20 protein-coding genes, 1 tRNA gene and 1 pseudogene are annotated in these 20465 nt (G+C 69.7%); 11 read left to right on the top strand and 11 right to left on the bottom strand.

Annotated features, from left to right (window positions below; genetic code table 11):
- The first annotated feature begins 25 nt into the window (after positions 1 to 25).
- The 4 genes from Q0Z83_RS54530 to Q0Z83_RS54515 are packed head-to-tail and all read left to right on the top strand — an operon-like array spanning position 26 to position 5685.
- On the top strand, positions 26 to 3493 hold the full coding sequence (locus Q0Z83_RS54530; RefSeq protein WP_317791434.1) for a LamG-like jellyroll fold domain-containing protein: 3468 nt from the start codon (positions 26 to 28) through the stop codon (positions 3491 to 3493).
- A 49-nt stretch (positions 3494 to 3542) separates the two neighbouring features.
- Positions 3543 to 4274, top strand: a complete 732-nt coding sequence (locus tag Q0Z83_RS54525) for a FadR/GntR family transcriptional regulator (RefSeq protein ID WP_317791433.1) — start codon at positions 3543 to 3545, stop codon at positions 4272 to 4274.
- The gene (locus Q0Z83_RS54520) at positions 4271 to 5098 is read left to right on the top strand and encodes a sterol desaturase family protein (RefSeq protein ID WP_317791432.1); all 828 of its coding nucleotides are present in this window, start codon (positions 4271 to 4273) and stop codon (positions 5096 to 5098) included. The genes Q0Z83_RS54525 and Q0Z83_RS54520 overlap by 4 nt, the downstream gene beginning before the upstream one ends.
- Positions 5095 to 5685, top strand: coding sequence for a lysoplasmalogenase (locus tag Q0Z83_RS54515; protein ID WP_317791431.1), 591 nt, complete (start codon positions 5095 to 5097; stop codon positions 5683 to 5685). Before Q0Z83_RS54520 ends, Q0Z83_RS54515 begins: the two co-directional genes overlap by 4 nt.
- 8 nt (positions 5686 to 5693) lie before the next feature.
- On the opposite strand, the gene Q0Z83_RS54510 is transcribed toward Q0Z83_RS54515, so the two are convergent.
- The 7 genes from Q0Z83_RS54510 to Q0Z83_RS54480 form a co-directional block, all read right to left on the bottom strand.
- Positions 5694 to 5766: transfer RNA gene (locus Q0Z83_RS54510), tRNA-Cys, on the bottom strand.
- Positions 5757 to 6911: an ankyrin repeat domain-containing protein gene (locus tag Q0Z83_RS54505; RefSeq protein ID WP_317791430.1), complete on the bottom strand. Its 1155-nt coding sequence runs from the start codon at positions 6909 to 6911 to the stop codon at positions 5757 to 5759. Before Q0Z83_RS54505 ends, Q0Z83_RS54510 begins: the two co-directional genes overlap by 10 nt.
- 143 nt (positions 6912 to 7054) lie before the next feature.
- On the bottom strand, positions 7055 to 9319 hold the full coding sequence (locus Q0Z83_RS54500) for an Hsp70 family protein (protein WP_317791429.1): 2265 nt from the start codon (positions 9317 to 9319) through the stop codon (positions 7055 to 7057).
- A gap of 152 nt (positions 9320 to 9471) precedes the next feature.
- Positions 9472 to 9849, bottom strand: coding sequence for a type II toxin-antitoxin system VapC family toxin (locus Q0Z83_RS54495; protein WP_317791428.1), 378 nt, complete (start codon positions 9847 to 9849; stop codon positions 9472 to 9474).
- Positions 9850 to 9860: 11 nt separating this feature from the next.
- Positions 9861 to 10127 carry a ribbon-helix-helix domain-containing protein gene (locus tag Q0Z83_RS54490; RefSeq protein ID WP_317791427.1) on the bottom strand — a complete coding sequence of 89 codons (267 nt, stop codon included), beginning with the start codon at positions 10125 to 10127 and terminating at the stop codon, positions 9861 to 9863.
- A 74-nt stretch (positions 10128 to 10201) separates the two neighbouring features.
- Positions 10202 to 10858 carry a carboxypeptidase-like regulatory domain-containing protein gene (locus Q0Z83_RS54485; protein WP_317791426.1) on the bottom strand — a complete coding sequence of 219 codons (657 nt, stop codon included), beginning with the start codon at positions 10856 to 10858 and terminating at the stop codon, positions 10202 to 10204.
- 22 nt (positions 10859 to 10880) lie between these two features.
- Positions 10881 to 11096 (bottom strand): hypothetical protein, encoded by a 216-nt coding sequence (locus tag Q0Z83_RS54480; RefSeq protein WP_317791425.1) that lies wholly within the window; start codon positions 11094 to 11096, stop codon positions 10881 to 10883.
- A gap of 159 nt (positions 11097 to 11255) precedes the next feature.
- Here Q0Z83_RS54480 and Q0Z83_RS54475 point away from each other — a divergent pair, with 159 nt between their 5' ends.
- Positions 11256 to 11435 (top strand): type II toxin-antitoxin system HicB family antitoxin, encoded by a 180-nt coding sequence (locus tag Q0Z83_RS54475; RefSeq protein ID WP_317791424.1) that lies wholly within the window; start codon positions 11256 to 11258, stop codon positions 11433 to 11435.
- Between the two features lie 13 nt (positions 11436 to 11448).
- Here Q0Z83_RS54475 and Q0Z83_RS54470 read toward each other — a convergent pair whose 3' ends face one another.
- A complete protein-coding gene (locus Q0Z83_RS54470) occupies positions 11449 to 11802 on the bottom strand; it encodes a DUF1304 domain-containing protein (RefSeq protein WP_317791423.1) in 354 nt (117 codons plus the stop codon).
- Positions 11803 to 11935: 133 nt separating this feature from the next.
- Positions 11936 to 13060: an acyl-CoA dehydrogenase family protein gene (locus Q0Z83_RS54465; RefSeq protein WP_317791422.1), complete on the bottom strand. Its 1125-nt coding sequence runs from the start codon at positions 13058 to 13060 to the stop codon at positions 11936 to 11938.
- A gap of 91 nt (positions 13061 to 13151) precedes the next feature.
- Here Q0Z83_RS54465 and Q0Z83_RS54460 point away from each other — a divergent pair, with 91 nt between their 5' ends.
- Positions 13152 to 14516, top strand: a complete 1365-nt coding sequence (locus tag Q0Z83_RS54460) for an aldehyde dehydrogenase family protein (RefSeq protein ID WP_317791421.1) — start codon at positions 13152 to 13154, stop codon at positions 14514 to 14516.
- A 111-nt stretch (positions 14517 to 14627) separates the two neighbouring features.
- On the opposite strand, the gene Q0Z83_RS54455 is transcribed toward Q0Z83_RS54460, so the two are convergent.
- Positions 14628 to 15269: a GntR family transcriptional regulator gene (locus Q0Z83_RS54455; RefSeq protein WP_378078342.1), complete on the bottom strand. Its 642-nt coding sequence runs from the start codon at positions 15267 to 15269 to the stop codon at positions 14628 to 14630.
- 56 nt (positions 15270 to 15325) lie between these two features.
- Between Q0Z83_RS54455 and Q0Z83_RS54450 the strand changes: the two genes are divergently transcribed.
- The 3 genes from Q0Z83_RS54450 (at position 15326) to Q0Z83_RS54440 (ending at position 18613) form a co-directional block, all read left to right on the top strand.
- A complete protein-coding gene (locus tag Q0Z83_RS54450; protein ID WP_317791419.1) occupies positions 15326 to 16354 on the top strand; it encodes an LLM class F420-dependent oxidoreductase in 1029 nt (342 codons plus the stop codon).
- A 1-nt stretch (position 16355) separates the two neighbouring features.
- On the top strand, positions 16356 to 17273 hold the full coding sequence (locus tag Q0Z83_RS54445) for an oxygenase MpaB family protein (RefSeq protein WP_317791418.1): 918 nt from the start codon (positions 16356 to 16358) through the stop codon (positions 17271 to 17273).
- Positions 17274 to 17341: 68 nt separating this feature from the next.
- Positions 17342 to 18613, top strand: a complete 1272-nt coding sequence (locus Q0Z83_RS54440; RefSeq protein ID WP_317791417.1) for a M14 family metallopeptidase — start codon at positions 17342 to 17344, stop codon at positions 18611 to 18613.
- On the opposite strand, the gene Q0Z83_RS54435 is transcribed toward Q0Z83_RS54440, so the two are convergent.
- Positions 18610 to 19125, bottom strand: a complete 516-nt coding sequence (locus Q0Z83_RS54435; protein ID WP_317791416.1) for a hypothetical protein — start codon at positions 19123 to 19125, stop codon at positions 18610 to 18612. The two genes, Q0Z83_RS54440 and Q0Z83_RS54435, sit on opposite strands and share 4 nt — an antisense overlap.
- 87 nt (positions 19126 to 19212) lie before the next feature.
- On the opposite strand from Q0Z83_RS54435, the gene Q0Z83_RS54430 reads away from it, so the two are divergent.
- Both Q0Z83_RS54430 and Q0Z83_RS54425 read left to right on the top strand, forming a co-directional pair.
- On the top strand, positions 19213 to 20001 hold the full coding sequence (locus Q0Z83_RS54430) for a S1 family peptidase (RefSeq protein ID WP_317791415.1): 789 nt from the start codon (positions 19213 to 19215) through the stop codon (positions 19999 to 20001).
- A gap of 103 nt (positions 20002 to 20104) precedes the next feature.
- Positions 20105 to 20461, top strand: a pseudogene (locus Q0Z83_RS54425) (hypothetical protein); the annotation flags it as partial.
- Positions 20462 to 20465: the final 4 nt, after the last annotated feature.

Raw genomic sequence — 20465 nt, 5'->3', positions numbered from 1 at the left:
CTCACATCACGCTACGGAGCGATGCATGAGAGCCTGGAAAGTCCCCGTCCTCGCCGTGATACTCGCCGCGACGCCCGCGACACCCGTGCTCGCCGCGGCCGATCTGCCCGCCCCGGTGCTGGCCTACGAGTTCGACAGCGCCGGCCCGACGATCACCGACAGTTCCGGCAACGGCCTGGACGGCACGCTGGTCAACCCCGGCACCGCGGTCTTCGCCGACGGCGCCCTGACCCTGCCCGGCGGCGCGCCCACCTCGAACGGCGCCTACGTCACCATCCCCCGCAAAGCCCTCGAAGGCCGCACCGAACTGACCGTCGCCACCCGCGTGAAGTGGGACGGGACGACCGCGCCCTGGCAGTGGATCTACGCGCTCGGCAAGGACAACGGCCGCTACCTGTTCAGCACGCCCTACAACGGTGACGGGCGGCTGCGCACCGCCATCACCAAGGGCGGCGGCGGTGCCGAATCGCAGGTCACCGGCTCGGCGGCGCTGCCCGCCAACGCGTGGAAGTCGCTCACGGTCACCCTCGGCGGAGGGCGGCTCACCACGTACCTCGACGGGGTGGCGGTCGCCGCGACGACGACCACCCTGACCGCCGCCGACCTGCTGGACGCCGGGACCACGTCGGCGGGTTTCGTCGGCAAGTCGTTCTACCCGGACCCGCTCTTCGACGGCGCGATCGACTCGTTCCGCCTCTACGGCACCGCGCTGACCGCCGATCAGGTCGTCACCGAATCCGGCGTCACCCCGCCGTCCGTCACCGGCATCGCCGAGACCGCGTTCGACGTGCGCACCACGATCGGCACGGCGCCGGCCCTGCCGGCCACGGTCAACGGCACCTTCACCGATGGGTACGACCGGAGCGTCCCGATCTCCTGGGCGCCGGTCGACCCCGCCCGGTACGCCCAGCGCGGCACGTTCACCGTCGCCGGGACCGCGGCCGGCCGGGCGGTGACGGCGACCGTGACCGTGATCCGCGAGGGTGAACTGGTCATCGACCTGGCCGACTCGACCGGCCCGTTCCACGGCGGCGCCTCCGGAACCCTCTACGGTCTCTACGGCGACGGCGTGCCGACCAACAACCTGATCGAGGGCATGCGCCTGCGTACCGTCTCGACCAAGGCGCAGGACGGCCCGCAGCATCCCGGCGCCGACGCCCTCGAAGTGGTGAAACCGCTGGCCGACAGCACCGGCGGCGACACCTACATCTACATGACCGACATCCACCGCGGGTTCCCCTACCAGTGGCCGGGCAGCACGCCTGCGGAGAAACTGAGCCTCTTCAAGGAGAAGATCGCCAAGCAGGTCGACCAGGTGCTCACGCTGGCGCCCGAATATCAGGACAACGTCGTCTTCGTGCCGTTCAACGAGCCCGAGGGCAACATGTTCGGCACCGGCGAATGGAGCTACAACGGGGTCAGCTGGCTCAGCGACCCGGACGACTACTTCCAAGCCTGGGACGACGTCTACGCCCTGATCAAGGGCAGGATGCCCGCCGCGCGGATCGCCGGTCCGAACACCAGCATCCTGTTCGACCAGGTCAAGGGCTTCCTCACGCACACCGTCGCGGCCGGAACCGTGCCCGACGTGATCACCTGGCACGAGCTGAGCCACCCCGAGGCGGTCCGGGACAGCGTCGCGAAGTACCGCGAGTGGGAGAAGACGATCATCGGCCGGGAACTGCCGATCAACATCAACGAGTACGCCTTCAACTACCACACCAGCGTGCCGGGGCAGATGATCCAGTGGATCTCGGCGATCGAGGAGTCGAAGGTCGACGCCGACATCGCGTACTGGAACATCGACGGCAACCTGTCCGACTCGGCGGTGCAGGCCAACCGCGGCAACGGGCAGTGGTGGCTGTACAACGCGTACGGCGGCATGACCGGCGACACCGTGCGGGTCACCCCGCCGTACCCGGGCCGCAACTACTCGCTGCAGGGCGTGGCCAGCCTGGACAAGGCGAAGAAGCAGGCGCGGGCCATCTTCGGCGGCGCGACCAGTGCCGGGTACATCAGGTTCGACAACGTGCCGAAGAGCTTCGGGAAGAACGTGCACGCGTGGATCCGGGAGATCCCGTGGACCGGGCAGGTCGGCGACTCGGCCCAGCCCCGGCTGCTCGCCGAACGTGACTTCAAGGTCGTCGACGGTTCGGTCGCCGTGGAGTTCGACAGGCTGATCGAGTCGTCGGCGTACGAGATCGTGCTCGGTCCCGGCAGCAAGAGTGCCGCCGGGAAGACGCCGACGCTGTGGCAGGGCTCGTTCGAGGCCGAGGACGCGAAGTACACCGGTGGCGGCTACAGCCGCAACGGGCCGGAGGGCTCGCCGTCGGACGTGTCGAAGTTCTACACCTCGGGCGGCTTCAACGTCGGCGGCCTGCGCACCGGCAGTGACGGCGTCCTCGACTTCACCGTCGACGTGCCCGCCGACGGCACCTACGACCTGAGCGTCTTCGCCAACTCGCTGAACACCTACAACCTGGTGCAGGAGCAGGGGCCGACGAACGTGTTCCTGCGCGTCGACGGCGGCGCCGAGCAGGAGGTCCACCTGCCGCTCGGCTACAAGTGGGTGGTCTGGGACCACGCCGACACCACGGTCGCGCTGACCAAGGGCACGCACACGATCTCGCTCGCGGCCAAGAGCCTGGACGGTGTGCGCGTCACGAAGGGCGACGCGATCGTCGACCGGATCACCCTGGCCCTGCCGAACCCGGCCGCGGCCACCGCGGTCTACGAGGCCGAGCTCGCTTCTCTGCACCGGGCACGGGTCTCCGACGGCCACGCCGAGTTGGGCCGCCGTGGCAGCGCCACGTTCTGGGTCTACTCCAAGGCCGACGCGGCGGCGATCGTGGAGGCCGTCGGCAGCCGTGACGTCAAGCTGACGGTCAACGGGATCGTGGTCGGCGACCGCAAGGCGACGGTGTCACTGTCCGGCGGCGTCAACAAGGTCGTCGTCACCGGGGCTTCCCCGAACGCGAAGATCGACCGGCTCACGGTCCGTGCCGGGTCGCTGCCGTCGGTCGCCTACGAGGCCGAAGCCGCGACTCTCGCCGGCACCGCCACGGTCACCGCGAAATCTCTGGCCGGCGGCGGGGCGGCGGTCACCGGGGTGACCGGGGCGAGCACCCTGACCTTCGCGGTCAAGGCCGACAGGGCCGGGACGTACGCGCTACGGATCCGCTACTCGAACCCGGAGCAGGCGGTCGCCACCCACTACAACCCGGACCCGCTGACCAGGCACGCCGACCTGACGATCAACGGCGGGCCGGTCAAGCGGGTGCTGTTCCCGCACAGCTTCCACGACAACAACCTCTGGGAGCTGACCGTGCCGGTGACGCTGAAGCGCGGGATGAACTCCCTCGCTTTCTCGTCGGCGGAACTGCCGAACTTCGACGGGCTCACGTACGCCTCGCAGACCTGGCCGGACGTGCTGCTCCGCTCGAAGTACGCGCCGGTCATCGACCGGGTGACAGTCGCGCCCTACAGCAGGTGACTGGTCCAACCAGTTGACGGGTTGACGTGATGGCGGGCACACTGCCGCCATGACGTTCGCACCACTCGACCGGCAGTCCGTCTCCGATCAGGTGTTCGGCCGGCTGCGTGACGCCGTTCTCAGCGGCCGTTACGCAGCCGGCGACGCCCTGCCCGGCGAGCGTGACCTGGCCGCCGCGTTCGGAGTCAACCGGCACGCCGTCCGGGAGGCGCTACGCCGCCTCCAGCAGCTCGGCCTGGTCCGGGTCAGCCAGGGCGGCGCCACCCGGGTGCAGGACTGGCGGGCCACCGCCGGCCTCGACCTGGCCATGGCGCTCACCCAGACCGGCGACGTGCTGCCGGTGCCGACGCTGGCCCGCGACGTGATGGAGATGCGGGCCGGCATCGGTGCCGACGCGGCCCGGCTCTGCGCCCTGCGCGCGGATGCGCAGGCGCGGGCCGCGGTCGCCGCCGCCGTCGAGGATTACGCCGCCGTGGTGCCCGACCTCACCGCGATGGGCGTGGCCGACCTGGCCGTGTGGCGGCGCATCATCGAGGGCTCCGGCAACATCGCGTACCTGCTGGCGTACAACAGCCTCACCGCCGGTGACCTGGCCGTCGGGCACGTCCCGCCGCACCTGCGGGCCGCCGAGCTGCTCGACGTCGCCCTGCACCGCCGCCTCGCCACGCTGATCGCCGACGGCGACGCCACCGGCGCCGAGCGGGCGGCCCGGGCGCTGCTCACCCCGTCGGTGCCCGCGTCCGACTCCACCGCCTCCAGCAGGAGGGCCGACCGCCGATGATCCCCGCCGTCCTCTACGCGGTCCCCGCGTTCCTCCTGCTCATCGTCATGGAATTCCTGTCGTTCCGGTTCCTGCCGGACGACGAGGAACGCGGCTACGAGGCCCGCGACACCGCCACCAGCCTGTCCATGGGCCTGGGCAGCCAGATCATCGGCGTGCCGTGGAAACTGTTCACCGCCGTCGCGTTCGCCGGGCTCTACGTGATCAGCCCGGTCAAGCTCGACCCACACGACTGGTGGGTGTGGGTGCTGCTGTTCTTCGTCGACGACCTGGCCTACTACTGGTTCCACCGGCTGCACCACGAGGTGCGGGTGCTGTGGGCCGGGCACGTGGTGCACCACTCCAGCCAGTTCTTCAACCTGTCGACGGCGCTGCGGCAGAGCTGGACCCCGATGACCGCACTGCCGTTCTGGCTCGGGCTCGCCGCCCTCGGCTTCCCGCCCTGGATGATCTTCCTGCAGCAGTCGATCAGCCTCGCCTACCAGTTCTTCCTGCACACCGAGCGGGTCGACCGGATGTGGCGGCCGATCGAGTGGTTCTTCAACACACCGTCGCATCACCGGGTGCACCACGGCTCCAACGACCCGTACCTGGACCGCAACTACGGCGGCATCCTGATCATCTGGGACCGGCTGTTCCGCAGCTTCGAACCCGAGGGCGAGACGGTCCGGTACGGCCTGACCAGCAACATCCAGACGTACAACCCGCTCAAGGTGGCGACACACGAATACGCGGCGATCTGGCGGGACCTGCGGGGCGCGCGTTCGTGGCGGCACCGGGCCGGCTACCTGTTCGGGCCGCCCGGCTGGCAGCCGACCGCATGATCCTGCGCCTGTATCTCGCGATCGCGGCGATCGAGATCGTCGCCGTGGCCGCCGACTGGACAGCCGTCCAGTGGATGACCAAACCGCTGCTCGGGCCGCTACTGATCCTCTACATGCTGACGCGCGGGCGGCGCGACCTCGTCACCGTGGCGCTCGGGTTCGCCACCGCCGGGGACGTCGCGCTACTCGTGCCGGGGCAGGTCGCGTTCCTGATCGGGATGGGGTTCTTCCTCGTCGCGCAACTCTGCTTCGTCGCGGCGTTCCGGCCACTGCGCGCGAAGTACGCGGTGCCCTACGGCCTGTTGTGGGTGCCGGCCAACCTGCTGCTCTGGTCTCGGCTGGGTGCTCTGGCCGTACCCGTGCTGATCTACAGCCTCGCGCTGACCATGATGGCGGCGGCAGCGGCCGGAGTCTCCCGGCGGGTCGCCGCCGGTGGTCTGCTCTTCCTCGTCTCCGACCTGCTGATCGGGCTCGGCGCGGCGGGATTGCGGCCGCCCGCCCACGGCGTCCTGGTGATGACCACCTACGCCGCGGCGCTGTACCTGATCACCACCGGATGGGTGCGCGCACGATCATCATCGACCTGATCGGGGTGCGGGCCCTGCCGGATTCGAACCGGCGTCCTTCGGCTTTGCAGGCCGACGCGACGACCTCTGCGCTACGAGCCCGCACCGGCCGTGATCATATCCGCGAGTTCTCTCAGGACGGTCGCCCGGTCGCGCATCAGCCGATCCCCCGAGCGGTCCGCGGCGTGCGCGGCCTGCGCCGCCAGCATCCGCAACCGCGGCACGTGCGCCCGCGCCTCGACCGACGCCGGCAGACGTGCCGCGACCAGCCGTAACACCTCCGGGTCGGGGTTGTCGATCGCCCCGCCCACGGCGTCGGCGGTGACCAGCGCGCCGCGGGCCAGCAGCGCCCGCGCCAGGTCGGCGGTCACCGCGTGCGCGCCGGTACGCAGCGTGTTCGTCACCGGGACCCGCCGGTCGAGCAGGCTCCGGGCCGCCTCCAGACGGCCGTTGACCAGGGCGATGTCGATCGGCGCCAATCCGCCGCGGACCGGTTCGGTCAGGTCGCAGCCGGTCTCGGCCAGGTGTGCCAGCAGGCCGGTGTCACCGGCGGACGCGGCCCGGTCCAGCGCCAGCCGCCGCAGCCGGGGCGACTCGACAAGCGTTCCCGCGGCCAGCGCCGCCCGCCAGTCCAGAACCGCCGACCGCACCAGGTCACGCAGCTTGTCCGCGACCGCCGGATGCTCGTCGGCCAGCTCGTCGACGGCGTCCCGCAGATCGGCGCCGGCGTCGGCGTCACCGCCCGCCCACGGGTCGTCCTCCAGCGCCAACTGCCTGAACAGCGCCCGCACGTCCGCCGCGAGCCCGCCCGCCCGGTCGCCGTCGGTCAGCTCCCAACCCGGCGCGAGCCCCTGCTGCCAGTAGACGACCCGCCCGGTCTCGATGTCCGCATAGAGCCGATCGAGGTACTCGAACCCACCGAACGGCAGAAACCGCACATTTCCCGCCTCTTGCTCGTGGTCGATCCAGCCCCACAGATCGTGATATCCATCCGAGCCCGGCCAGAACAACTCGGTGAACGAGATCTGCCCATCCAGCTGATAGTCGATCCGCCCACCGAAACTCACCCGCCACAGCGCGGCCAGCGCCGCCGGCACCGGCCCGGCACACCGGGCCGCCACCGCTTCCAGGGTCTCGTCGTCGATCGGCGGCCGCGCCCCGAGGATCAGCCGGTCAGCGAAAACGGCGATCCCGGCTTCGCCGGCGATCCACCGATCCTTTTCATCGAGGAACGTCGCTGACACCATGCGGTCACCCTACTCATTCGGTACGGGGCCGCCCGCCCCGCCGAACCACGCCGCCCCCCGACTACGACGCGACGTCACCGCGGTTCCGGCCCACCAGCGCGCCTTTCGGGCGGAATCCCCCGGTCACCGCCACCCCGACCCCCTCACTCGCGGACGATCGGGATGCAGTTGCCGGTGTGGTAGCTGCCGTCCGCGGCCAGGGCCAGACCGTGGCCGGACTTGGCGATCCGGGCACAGACCTTCACGGCGTCACCGACCGCTTCGAAGTCCTGGTCGGTGATCTTCCGTACCGACGGCTGCTTGTCCTCGTAGTAGTACTTCCCGTGCGCGGTCGCCTGGCTGCCCATCGTCGACTCCTTCGGCGACTGCCCGTCACCGCCGTAGATGTGCAGGTGGAAGCCGTTCACCGTGTCCGGTTTCTCGTCGTTCCACTCGGCTTCATACCAGAGGGTGAACTTCCCGTCCCGGATGGTGGCCCGGGTGAGGCAGACCCAGCGTGCACTCTGCCGCATCTGATCGGTGCAGGCCTCGTCCGCCGGGAGCAGCGCGGCGGCGGTGCTCGGTGCCGCGCTCGGCGAACCTGTCACACCGGCCGGGTCCTGGCTGTGCTGCCCGCCGCTGTGCTGCGGGCTCGCCCCGGCCGACGGCGTCTCCGGGTTCTTCGCGCCGTCGTCGAGCCGGCCCAGTGCCCAGGCCGTGCCCGCGACGCCCGCCATCATCACCACCACCAGCGCGGCGACCAGGACCGTGCCGAGCGAACGCCCCGATTCGGCGGCGGCTCCACCCTGATTCCCGCCGGGAATCGGCGGGTGCGGTCCACCCTGACTCCCGCCGGGGATCGGCGGGTGCGGTCCGGCCTGACTCCCGCCGGGGATCGGCGTGTGCGGTCCGGCCATGCCGTCGCCGTCGACCGGCCGGATCGCCGCGCTCGCCTCGGCCGCACCGGAATCCATCGCGCCCGAACCGGCCTCGCTGGACAGGCCCGCACCCGAACCGGCCTCGCCGGACAGGCCCCCACCCCAACCGGAATGGCCGGACACGGCAGCGGCGGCGGCGTCCTGGGCCGCGGCACTCGAGGCGTCCTGGGCCGCGGCACTCGAGGCGCTCTGAGCCACGGCACTCGAGGCGTTCTGAGCCACGGCGCGCGGAGCGTTCTGGGTCGATACGGCGGCGGAGGAACCGGAGACGTCGGGTGTGGCGGGGATCGGCAGGGCGTTGTCGGGCCAGGCCGCGGGGACCGCCTCGGCAGCGCCGGTCGCCCACGGGTCGACGGCCGCGGGCAGCACCAGAGCGGTGCCCGCCTCGGAGATCTCCGCGCCCGCCTGCCACGCCGCGCCGAGGGCCACCGCGTGTTTGGGGTGCGCGTCGACCGCCACCGGGCGACCCAACTCCGCGGCGACCATCTGGCCCACCAGCGGAATCCGGGACGAGCCGCCGACCAGCAGAACCGCGTCCAGGTCGCCCGGCTCGACACCAGCCGACCGGATCGTGCGGCGCAACACGTCGATCGGCCCGTGCAGCACCGGACGGACCATCGACTCCAATTCGGCGCGGGTGAGCCGTACCTCCGTGGTGAGGTTCGGCAGTGACACCGGAATCGTCACGTCGGTGTCGGCCGACAACGCCTCCTTCGCCTGCACGCACTCCTCCCGGAGGCGGGCGACGGCGGCGGTCGCCGCCGGATCGTCCTCGTCGAGGGAGTCGAGGGCGCCGCCGAGCGCCCCGGCGACGTGGGCGAAGACCGCAGCGTCGAAATCGATCCCGCCGAGCCGCTCGATCCCCTCCGGCTTGCCGATCAACTCGAAGCCGCCGACCGTCTTACGCAGCACCGCCGCGTCGAAGGTGCCACCACCGAGGTCGTAGACGGCCACCGTCGCACCCGGCTCCAGCCGCTGCTGCCGGGCGTAGAAGACCGCCGCGGCCTGCGGTTCGGTAACCAGCTGAACCGGCCCTTCGATGCCGGCGAGCCGGATCACCTGATACAACAGATCGATCTTGTACGGCCCCCAGTTGGCCGGATGCGACACGCAGATCCGCTCCGGCTCACCGCCCTCACGCGACGACACCTCGTCGATCACTGATCGCAGCATCCGGGCCATCAGGGACTCCGCCGAGTACGGCACCCCGCCGAGCAGGATCGGAGTCGGGTCGCCGAGGCGGCGCTTGAACTCCCGGGCCACCCGATTCGGTTCGGTCAGACCACGCCGACTGGCGGTCTCACCGGTCAGAACCGTCTCGTCGGACCGCAGCAACACCACCGACGGAACAGCCGCCGACCGGCTGCCCAGCGACGCGATCTCGACGTGCCCGTCGCGCCACACCGCCGCCGCCGTGTAGGTGGTTCCCAGGTCGATACCGAGCGCATACATCCCGAGTGACTCCGGATCCGGTCGAGCCGAGACCGACACGTGTCCGCCTCGGCTCCCCAGTAAGGGGCCCCCAGAATAGGGTCACCCGATCAACGGGACCGCCCCGGGCGAGTCACCCCACGACCTTCCGGGGTGACTCGCTACACCCACTCGCCGTACATCGGCGGCCGAGACGGACCGAGCCGACCGGGTCACACCCGGCGGACGACCAGTCCCGGTTTGACCTCTGCCGCGGCTCCCAGTCGTGTGATGTCGTCCGGATCGCTGGTGAACACGATCGCGCCATAGGCCAGAGCGAACGCGACCACGGTGGCGTCGACGACATCACGGGTGCCCGCCTTTCCGCACAGCACCCCGGCTGCTTTCGCCGTCTCCATGCCGACCGGGACGACTTCGCAGCTGTGCAGAAACCTGCCGAGCTGCACTTGGCGGCGCCCATCACGCCAGGCCTGCGCCACGATGACAGCGGGAATCAGAAGACGACGCCCCTCCTCCACCGCCAGGTGATGAATCGTCCACATGCGCCGGTCATTGTCGTCGATCGCCAGCAGCACGCCGGCGTCGTACACGTACGGAATAGTCATGCCGCCGTCGTCTCGGCGACGTCGAAGGCCTCCGCATCCGCCGCGGCCATCTCGGCCCGTGCAGCCGCAAGCTCCTCGAGCGTGAACGCCCCGTGCTCGGCCTGCCAATCGGCGACGAGCTTTCGGCCGACCCTTCGGCGCAGCTCGTTCTCCGCCGCACTCGCCACCAGTCGCGACAGCGGGACGCCTTCCTCACGTGCGGCCGAGCCGAGAGCCTCGACCAGTTCCTCGGGGAGCGTTACCGTGACCTTCTTGACCGCCATAGAAACACCATACGCCGATATGGCGTTCGTTGCTGGTGAGCATTCCGGATCGCTGACCAGCAACCGAGGACCGGTCAGGGGCAGACAGTGGGCTCCAGGAAGAGGTCGTACCACGAGTCCGTGCCGCCGAGGACGGCTTCCAGGCTCGCGGTGAGACCGCAGTCACCGCCGGCGGCGGTGGCCGTCAGCGTGTAGGTGCCCGCGGCCAAGCCGGGGAACTCGAAACCGCCCCACTCGTTGGTGGTGGCCTGGAGACCGCCCGGCTGGAGCGTGACGGTGACCCCGGCGACGGCTTCGCCCCACACCAGGCCGCCCAGCGTCGCCGCCGGAACCTCCGGCTCGGCCGGCGGCGGGCACGGCTCGCCGTCCTCCGTGTACAGGGTCAGCCCGAAGGTGATTCCGTACTGGTCGACGAAGAGCAGCTGGCTCCTCGAAACCGGGCAGTCGCCGTTCAACGTCGTGGACGCGGACACCAGGTACTCACCGACCGGAAGGTCCGTGAAGAGGACCCGGCCGGAGGCGTCGGAGTTCTGCTGGTAGCCGCCCGGCTCCAGAGTGACCGTCACACCTTCGAGCGGAAGCCCACCAGGATCCTTGACCCATCCCTCGAACGTGCCGGTCGGTGCCGCAGGGTCGGCGAGAGCAGGCGCCGCCCCGGTGGTGAGAAGAAAGCCGGCCAGCAACACCGCGAGTGCGGTGGCCAGCAGACGCCGGACCGAGACAAAGAACATGAAGCCTCCCCCGTGATCCACATCAGACCAGGGGATCCAACCAATCAACATCAGCCGATGTAAACCGATTTCGGGCTTCATGCGGCCCGGCGTCCTCGGCGTCGACCTGATCGAAAAGGCCGTGTCGTTCGGCCCGGGTGCGTTCGTAATCCAGCCGAGCGGCGTCATACGCCTCGGCTGCGCCGGGTTCGGCAAACCGCCGGTCTCGCATCGCCGCCCAATCGACGCCCTCGCCCATGACCAAGTCCTCCTCAGCGCAGCCGTATGTTCCTCAGCGATGCAGAGCCACTCCGGTTCCATCGAAAGTGTGGGCCCGAGGAACTTGCTTCGGCCGTCGGGATCGCGCCCGCCGAGAACGAGCTGATGGTCGACCCCGGAGTCGCGCTACCGTGACCGCATGGCCGAGTCTCGCACGGTAACTGTGCCGGTCGTCGTGGAGCGCGACGAGGACGGCGTGTGGTGCGCCCATGCCCGACTACCTCCGGGAGTCGGGGCTCACGGTGAGGGCGACACCGAGGAAGCCGCGCTGGAAGACCTCCGCGAGGCACTGACCGGCCTGATAGAGGAGTTCGGGTAGGCGTTGAGTGGGGTCAGTGGGCCAGGATGGTGGGGATCAGGGCCAGGACCGCGGGGACCGTCTGGATGTAGATGATGCGGCGGCTTGCGGTCAAGGCTCCGACGATGCCGGCGATCGCCACGCAGATCAGGAAGAAGACGATGGGGGCGAAGCCTCCGCCCAGCAGGCCCCAGATCAGGCCGGCGGCCAGGAAACCGTTGTAGAGACCCTGGTTCAGGCCGAGCACCCTGGTCTGCTCGGCGAACTCCGGCGTGAAACCGAACGCCTTGCGGCCCTGCGGCTTGGTCCAGAGGAACATCTCCAGGACCGCGATGTAGACGTGGATCAGTGCCACGAAGGCGGCCAGGACGTTCCCGATGATCAGCATGGGTGGAGACTACCTGCCTGGTGACCACCGCATTCGGCCCGCAGCGGGCGCTGCGGGCCGGGTCACCGGAAGACGTCGCCGGATGGCTCACGGGACGGCTTGGATGCGGTCGGGAGCCCCTGGCCGTACCGAATCAGAGTCCGTAGGTTTTTCCGATGATGTCTCGCTGGATCTCGCTGGTGCCGCCGTAGATGGTCGAGACCAGGGTGGCCCGGACGTGGCGTTCCATGTCGTATTCGGTGGCGTAGCCGTAGCCGCCCATCATCTGCATGCCGGCCAGCGCGACCTGCCGGGCCACCTCGGTGGTCTTGAGTTTGACCATGCTGCTCTCGCGCGGCAGGACCTTGTCCGGGTCGCGGTCGGCGAGGGTGGCGACCCGGTGCACCAGCAGGCGGCAGCATTCGATCTCGGTGGCCAGGTCGGCGACCCGGTGGCGTAGCGCCTGGAAGGAGCCGACCGGGCGGCCGAACTGTTTGCGCTGCCGGATGAAGTCGAGGGCGTCGTCGAAGGCGCGCTGTGCGGTGCCGAGCATCAGGGCGGCCAGGATCAGGCGTTCGGTGTTCAAGCCGGCCATCAGCTGCTGCCAGCCCTTGTCGACGGTGCCGACGACGGCGTCGGCGGGCAGCCGGACGTCGGTGAAGTAGAGGTCGTTGACCTCCTTGCCGCCCATCGTCTCGATGCCACTGATCCGCAGGCCGGGAGCATCGGCCGGGACCATCAGCATGGTGAGGCCGGCGTGTTCGCCGGGGCGGCCTCCGGTACGGGCGACGAGCAGGATGGCGTCGGCGAGGTGGGCGTTGGAGCACCACGTCTTCTGGCCGTTGACGATCCAGTCGTCGTCGGTGCGGACCGCCCGGCAGGACAGGTTGGCGACGTCCGAACCGGCCTCCGGCTCGGACATCGCGATCGAGTAGACCCGGCCGTTGACCAGGCCGCCGAGCACTGTCTTCTTCTGCTCGTCGGAGCCGGACCGCTGCACCGCGGCGGCGACGATCGCGCTGGTGGTGAAGCCGCCGACGGGGGCCTGGCCGTAGGCGACGTGTTCCAGGAACAGGCAGGTGTCGAGCATGCCGGCGCCGGAGCCGCCGTACTCCTCGGGAATGGTGACGCCGAGCCAGCCGAGGTCGGCCATCTTGCGGTACAGGCCGGGGTGGTGAGGGCTGTCGCCGCGCTGCTCGCGGGTGCCGGCCTCGCGGCGGCAGAAGTCGTCGACAGCCTCGGTGAACGCCTTCTGTTCGTCGCTGAGATCGATACTCATTTCGTCACCCTTCGGGAGTTCTCGCAGGTGAATCGCTATGTTGACAGCGACCGTAACATATCAAATATCAAATCTTAGCCCGGGAGCAACGATGACCGAGGTTCAGGCAACAGTCGAGAAAGCCCGGTCGGCCGCACGATGGTGGGGCGGGCTCAGCCATAACGAACGCCGCAGCCGTCTGCTGGCCTGGAAGCGGCACATCGCACGGCACATCGGGGAACTGGCGGCACTGATCGCCGAGGAGACCGGCAAACCGCAGGACGACGCCGCGCTCGAGGTGATGCTCGCGGTCGAGCACCTGGACTGGGCGGCCCGCAACGCCGGCAAGGTGCTGGGCCGGCACAAGGTGCCGAGCGGGATGCTGGCCGCCAACCACGTCGCCACGCTGGAATACCTGCCGCTCGGCGTGATCGGGGTGATCGGGCCGTGGAACTATCCGGTCTACACGCCGCTGGGCTCGGTGTCCTACGCGCTGGCCGCCGGCAACGCCGTGGTGTTCAAGCCGAGCGAGCACACCCCGCGCACCGGGGCGTGGCTGGCCGACGCGTGGGCGACCGCGGTCCCGGGTGAGCCGGTGCTGCAGGCGGTTCTCGGGGATGGGGCGGTCGGCGCGGAGCTGACCTGGTCGGGTGTGGACAAGATCGCGTTCACCGGGTCGGCGGCGACCGCCCGCAAGGTGATGGCGACCTGCGCGGAGACGCTCACCCCGCTGGTCGTCGAGGGCGGCGGTAAGGACGCGATGATCGTGGCGGCGGACGCCGATCTGGACGCGGCGGCGCGGGCCGCGGCATTCGGCGGGTTCGGCAACGCGGGGCAGACGTGTGCGGGGGTGGAGCGGGTCTATGTGGAGCGTTCGGTCTATCCGGAGTTCCTCAACCGGCTGAGCGGCCTCACCCCCGGGCCTCAGCGGATGACCACGCCGGAGCAGCCGTCGATCGTGCGGGCGCACGTGGACGATGCGCTGGCCCGTGGTGGCCGGGCGGTGGTCGGCGGCCCATCGGAGACCTCCGCCGTCGCAGCGGTGATCCTGGCCGAAGTGCCCGAGGACAGCATCGCGGTCACCGAGGAGACGTTCGGGCCGACGATCGTGGTCAATCCGGTGGACAACGTGGAGGAGGCGATTCGCCTGACCAACGCCTCCAAATACGGACTTGCCGCCTCGATCTTCTCGAAGGACTCGCACGGGGCCACCGGCGTCGCCCGGCAGTTGCGCACCGGGGCGGCCTCGGTCAACGCGGTCCTCGGGTTCGCGGGCGTGCCGGCACTGCCGTTCGGTGGGGTGGGCGACTCCGGCTTCGGGCGGATCCACGGGGCGGACGGGCTGCGCGAGTTCTCCCGGGCGCAGTCGGTGACTCGGCAGCGGTTCGCGGCGCCGATGGACCTGATGCGGCTGGACCGGGATCCGAAGGTGATGCAGCGGGCGCTGAAGCTGTTCCATTTCCGCCACGGGCGGTGAGGGCACGGACCGATGAAGCCGCGGGCGGTGAGGGCACGGACCGATGAAGGCGCGGGCGGTGAGGGCACGGACCGATGAAGGCGCGGGCGGTGAGGGCACGGGCCCCGCGGGTCAGGAAGCCCAGATGCCCAGGTCGTCGAGATGTTTGACCAGGCGCTCCGCCCCATCGGTGAAGTGCCTGGTCATCGCTGTGCGCGCGGCGTCCGCGTCAGCCTCGGCGAAGGCGGCGAGCACGGCCTCGTGATCGGCGCGCATGCCCTCACGCCAGCCCGGGTCGGCCGAGTAGACCCGGGCCGGGGTGTAGCGGGTGGCGGTGTGCAGGAACCAGCTGAGCTTGCGCGAGTGGGACATCCGGTTCACGGCTCGGTGGAACTCGTACTCGTACGTCTCCACGTCGGCGGCCTTCCGCGCCCGGGCCACCTTGCTGTGCGCCACCCGCAGCTCGGCCAGCTGGGCTTCGCTGATCCCGGCGGCGACCCGGGCGGCCAGCTCACCGGCGATGTCACCCTGCAGCTGGAAGACGTCGAGGATGTCCTGCCGGGAGAGCGGGGCCACCACGTACCCCTTGCGGGGTTCGAGCTCGACCATGTCCTCGCCGCGCAGGGTGAGCAGCGCCTCGCGGACCGGGGTGATGCTGACGCCGAGACCGGCGGCGACCTCTTCGAGGCGGATGCGCGCACCGGGGCGGAGCTCGCCGGACATGATCCGGCCGCGCAGCGCGCCGGCGACCTCCTCGGAAAGCAAAGCCCTCACCTCTCGCTTTATGGGCCGTCACCGTATCAAATATCAAAAAAGAGGAAAGGTGACCGATGCGCCTCGCAACGACGCTGATGTATGCCGGAGATCCACGGGCGACCGCCGACACGGTGGCCGGATGGGAGGACGCCGGGCTCGACGTGCTCTGGGTGGCCGAGGCGTACGGCTTCGACGCTCCCACGATCATGGGGTATCTGGCCGCCAAGACCGAGCGGGTGCAGATCGGCTCGGCGATCCTGCCGATCTATTCGCGCACTCCGGCGCTGCTCGCGCAGACCGCGGCCGGCCTGGACGCGATGTCCGGCGGCCGGGCGATCCTCGGCCTGGGCGCCTCCGGCCCGCAGGTGATCGAGGGCTGGCACGGGGTCGTCTACGACAAGCCGATCGGCCGGACCCGCGAGATCATCGAGATCTGCCGGTCGATCTGGCGGCGCGAGGTGGTCACCCACGACGGCCTCTACCAGCTCCCGCTGCCCGAGGGCCAGGGCACCGGCCTGGGCAAACCCCTCAAGATCCTGACTCATCCGGTACGGGACTCGATCCCGGTCTACGTGGCGGCGCTGGGTGGGGCGAACGTCCGGATGACGGCCGAGGTGGCCGACGGGTGGCTGCCGTTCCTGTACGTGCCGGAGCGGGCCGCCGACGTGTGGGGCGCCTCGCTGACGGCCGGCTTCTCGAAACGCGACGCGGCGCTCCCCCCGCTGGAGATCGTCGCGGGCGGCCCGGTGGCGATCGGCGACGACGTTCTCGGGTTACGTGATCTCGCCCGTCCGCTGATCGCCCTCTATGTCGGTGGCATGGGCGCGAAGGGCCGCAACTTCTACCACGACGTGGTCAGCCGGTACGGGTTCGAGAAGGAGGCCGACCTCATCCAGGAGCACTACCTGGCCGGCCGCAAGAAGGAGGCCGCCGCCGCGGTCCCCGCCGAACTGCTGGAGCTGAGCAGCCTGATCGGTCCGGAGTCGTACGTGCGGGACCGGATCGCCGCGTTCCGGGAGGCCGGCGTGACCGTGCTGAACGTGACCCCGATCGACGCCGACCCGCAGCGCCTGCTGTCCAAGGTGAAGGAGCTGATCAGCTGAGATGGGCCGTTACGAACTGCGGGACCGGATCGCGGCACTCGATCCGGAGAAGGACCATCTGGAGATCTACCAGATCTCGTCCGGCCGGGAGTTCCCCTGGGACTACACGCGGGCGCTGGAGTTCGCGCTGTTCCGGACGTACTGCGTGCCGAGCATCTCGAAGCTGCTGGCGGCGACCGGGGAGTTCCGGGACCGGCCGCAGCGGCGTTATGACGACACGGCGCTGCTGATGGCCGAGATGGCCGCGCACGGCTACGACTCGGCGCGGGGTCGGGAGGCCCTGAAGGTGGTGAACCGGGCGCATGGCCGGTATGCGATCAGCAACGACGACATGCTGTACGTTCTGTCGACCTTCATCTATGACCCGATCGACTGGCTCGCTCTCTACGGGTGGCGCCCCCTCCATGAGAACGAGAAACTGGCGGCGTTCCACTACTACCGTGCGGTCGGCACCCGGATGGGAATCCGGGATATTCCTGACACTTACCCATCGTTCCTCGCCTTCAAGACTTCTTACGAGGAGCGATATTTCGTATATTCCGACACGAACCGGGAGATCGGCCGATACACCGTCGAACTGTTCGCGGCCTGGTTCCCTCGCGTCGCCCGGCCCGCCGTACGGCTCGGCGTCCGGGGCATGCTCGACGAGCGGATGCTGAGCGCCTTCGGTTTTGACCCGGCGCCGCGGTGGGTCGGTGGGCTGGCCGCGGCCGCTTTGAAGAGTCGCGCCCGGGCGTTGCGATTTTTCCCACCACGGCGCGAATCGGTGCTGGGCAAACCCAAGCGCAACCACACCTACCCCGGATACCCTTCCGGCTATCAGCCGTCCGACCTGGGCGCACCACCCCCACCCGACGATCTTCCGGCCGAATTCCGGCGGTCATCACGTCAGGGTCAGGGGCATATTGACATGACCTGATGCATTGCTGGCCGTCAATGCCTGGGGGTTTGCTGTGAGCACCATTTCCCCAGATCCGGAGGTCGTTCATGAGACGACGGTCCCTCGCGGCACTCGCCGCGGTCACGTTCTGCGCGGCCGCGGCCATCTCCGCCTCCTCCCCCGCCGGGGCGGAGGCCGTCGCCGAGCCCGCCCCGCCCGGTGAGTACGAGATCTACGACGTTCGCACGCTGGGTCAGCGCAACGCCATCGCGCGTACCGGTGTCGCCATCGAGGACTTCGAGCACGGCGTCGCGACCGTCACCGCGACCACCGGCGAGGTGGCCAAGCTGCAGAAACTCGGGTTCAAGGTCGAACCGGTGCTGCAGACCTTCGACTTCCCGTCCGCCGACTCGGCCTACCACAACTACGCGGAGACGATCGCCGAGGTCAACGCGGTGGTGGCCGCCTACCCGGCGATCGCCAGCAAGCGGGTGCTCGGCAAGTCCTACGAGGGCCGCGACATCGTGGCCGTGAAGATCTCCGACAACGTCGGCACCGACGAGGCCGAGCCCGAGGTCCTCTACGACGCCAACCACCACGCCCGTGAGCACCTGACCGTGGAGCAGGCGCTCTACCTGCTCGGACAGTTCACCAAGACGTACGCGACGGACACCCGGGTCAAGAACATCGTCGACACCCGGGAGATCTGGATCATCCCGATGGTGAACCCGGACGGTGTCGAGTACGACATCGCCACCGGCAGCTACCGCTCGTGGCGCAAGAACCGGCAGCCGAACAGCGGCTCCAGCAACGTCGGCACCGACCTGAACCGGAACTACGCCTACAACTGGGGCTGCTGTGGCGGCTCCTCCGGCAGCACGTCGTCGGCCACCTACCGCGGCCCGTCGGCGTTCTCCGCGCCGGAGACCAGGGTGATCCGGGACTTCGTGAACAGCCGGGTGGTCGGTGGCGTCCAGCAGATCAAGGCGGCGATCGACTTCCACTCGTACTCGAAGCTGGTGCTGTGGCCGTACGGGCACACCACCGCGAACACCGCGACCGGCATGAACGCCGACCAGGCCAACACGTTCGCCACCCTGGGCCGGCAGATGGCGGCGACCAACGGCTACACCCCGCAGCAGTCCAGCGACCTCTACATCACCGACGGTGACTCGCTCGACTGGCTGTGGGGCGTGCACAAGATCTTCGCCTACACCTTCGAGCTCTACCCGGGCAGCTCGGGCGGCGGCGGCTTCTACCCGCCGGCCAGCGTGATCCCGACCGAGACGGCCCGCAACCGGACGGCGGCTCTGATGATCGCCGAGGCGGCGGACTGCCCGTACAAGGTCATCGGCAAGCAGGCGACCTACTGCTCCTAGTCCAGGTAGGCACTCTTCCAGGTGGTGAACCGCTCGCCGTACTCGGCCTGCGCGGCGCCGACGATCCCCTCCGGGTCGTCGGTGGCCGCCAGGCCGAAGTGCGTTTGCAGCCAGGCCAGGAACTCGTCGCGGGCCTCGCTGTGCTCGTCGTCGGGGTCACGGTAGAAGGTCACCCCGTCGTGGTCGACCATCGGCTCGCTGTCGAAGGTGAGCAACTGGAACAGCTCGCGCACGTCCCGGGCGACCACGTGCTCGCCGCCCTCGTCGCCGAAGACCACGACCGGCAGCGTGCCGTCGCCGGCCGCCCAGAGCGCGTAGAACGAGCCGCCGCCGGTGGCCCGGGCGAACGGCGTCAGCCGGGCCAGGAACTCCGGATCCTTCGACCAGCCGGCGGTCAGGCCGGAACCGTCATTCCAGTCGTCGAGGCCGAAACACTCCGAGTACGACTCGTAGCCGTGCTCGTCCTGAAACGCCTTCAGCAGGTTCAACTCGGGAACCGGAGAGTAGGTCACCCACACACGATATAAGCGACTCGGGATGTTTATATCTATGAACGTCGATGCAATGCTCGGTTCACCCCAGACAAGAGGAGAACCGAGATGCGCAGATGGCGAACCCTTCTGGCGATGTTCGCCGCGGTCGTCACCGCGGCCACCATGTCCCCCAGCCCGGCTCAGGCCGCCGACCCGGTCGTCCCCTACGTCGTCGGAGGCAGCCGCGCGGCTCTCGGCGAGTTCCCGTTCATGGTCCGGCTCTCGATGGGCTGTGGCGGCGCCCTCTACAGCCCCACCCTGGTCCTGACCGCCGCCCACTGCGTCAGCCGGACCGGCGCCAACACCTCGATCACGGCCACCTTCGGCGCGATCGACCTGCAGTCGAGCAGCCGGGTCACCCGCAAGTCGAACTACGTGTACCGGGCGCCCGGTTACAACGGCAGCGGCGACGACTGGGCGCTGATCCGCCTGGCCAGCGCGGTCAGCGGCGCCAACATCGGCACCCTGCCGATCACCACCTCCACGGCGTACGACAGCGGCACCTTCACCATCGCCGGCTGGGGTGCGGCCAGCGAGGGCGGTTCGCAGCAGCGTTACCTGCTCAAGGCGACCGTGCCGTTCGTCAGCGACGCCACCTGCAACTCCAGCAGCATGTACGGCGGCGAGGTGATCGCCGCCGAGGAGATCTGTGCCGGCTACACCGCCGGTGGGGTCGACACCTGCCAGGGCGACTCCGGCGGCCCGATGTTCCGCCAGGGCGCGTCCGGCTGGGTCCAGGTCGGCATCGTCAGCTGGGGCGACGGTTGCGCCCGCCCGAACAAGCCGGGCGTCTACACCCAGGTCAGCTACTTCTCGTCGGCCATCCGCGCCGCGGCCACCTCGCTGGGCGGCTGACCCGCTCCGGCACTCCGTCTCTCCAGAAATGATCACACCGGGCGTCCTGAACGGGGGCGCCCGGTGTTTCATGTCCCGATGACGACGAACCCGTGGCTCGCCGGCCCGTCACCCCCGCGTCTCGGCCGGGATCTTCGCGCCGCTCGTCGGCCAGGCCAGCAGCCGCGGCGCCCAACTCTTCGGCACGGCGCGGATCCTCGAACCGGACGAACCCGGCTTCGACACCTACTGGCCGATCGTGCGCTGGCAGTCCGACCACGTCGAACGTTCCCGCTCCCTGGACGATCCGCCGCTCGGCACGATCGTCGTCGTCAGTCCGGACCGCATCGTCTACACCGAGCACTGGCTTCGCCGAGAGGGCTACCACCCGAGGCAGACCCTTCATCCGGTACGGCCACCCGCCGCTCCCGAGATCCGGCCGGCTCCCCGAGCCGTCCCGACCGCCCCGGAACAGCCCTGACGAC

Origin of the sequence: Actinoplanes sichuanensis (assembly GCF_033097365.1) — a bacterium.
Taxonomy (GTDB): Bacteria; Actinomycetota; Actinomycetes; order Mycobacteriales; family Micromonosporaceae; genus Actinoplanes; species Actinoplanes sichuanensis.
Note: the sequence above shows the minus strand (reverse complement) of the source record. Positions and strands in the feature narration are given on the sequence as shown.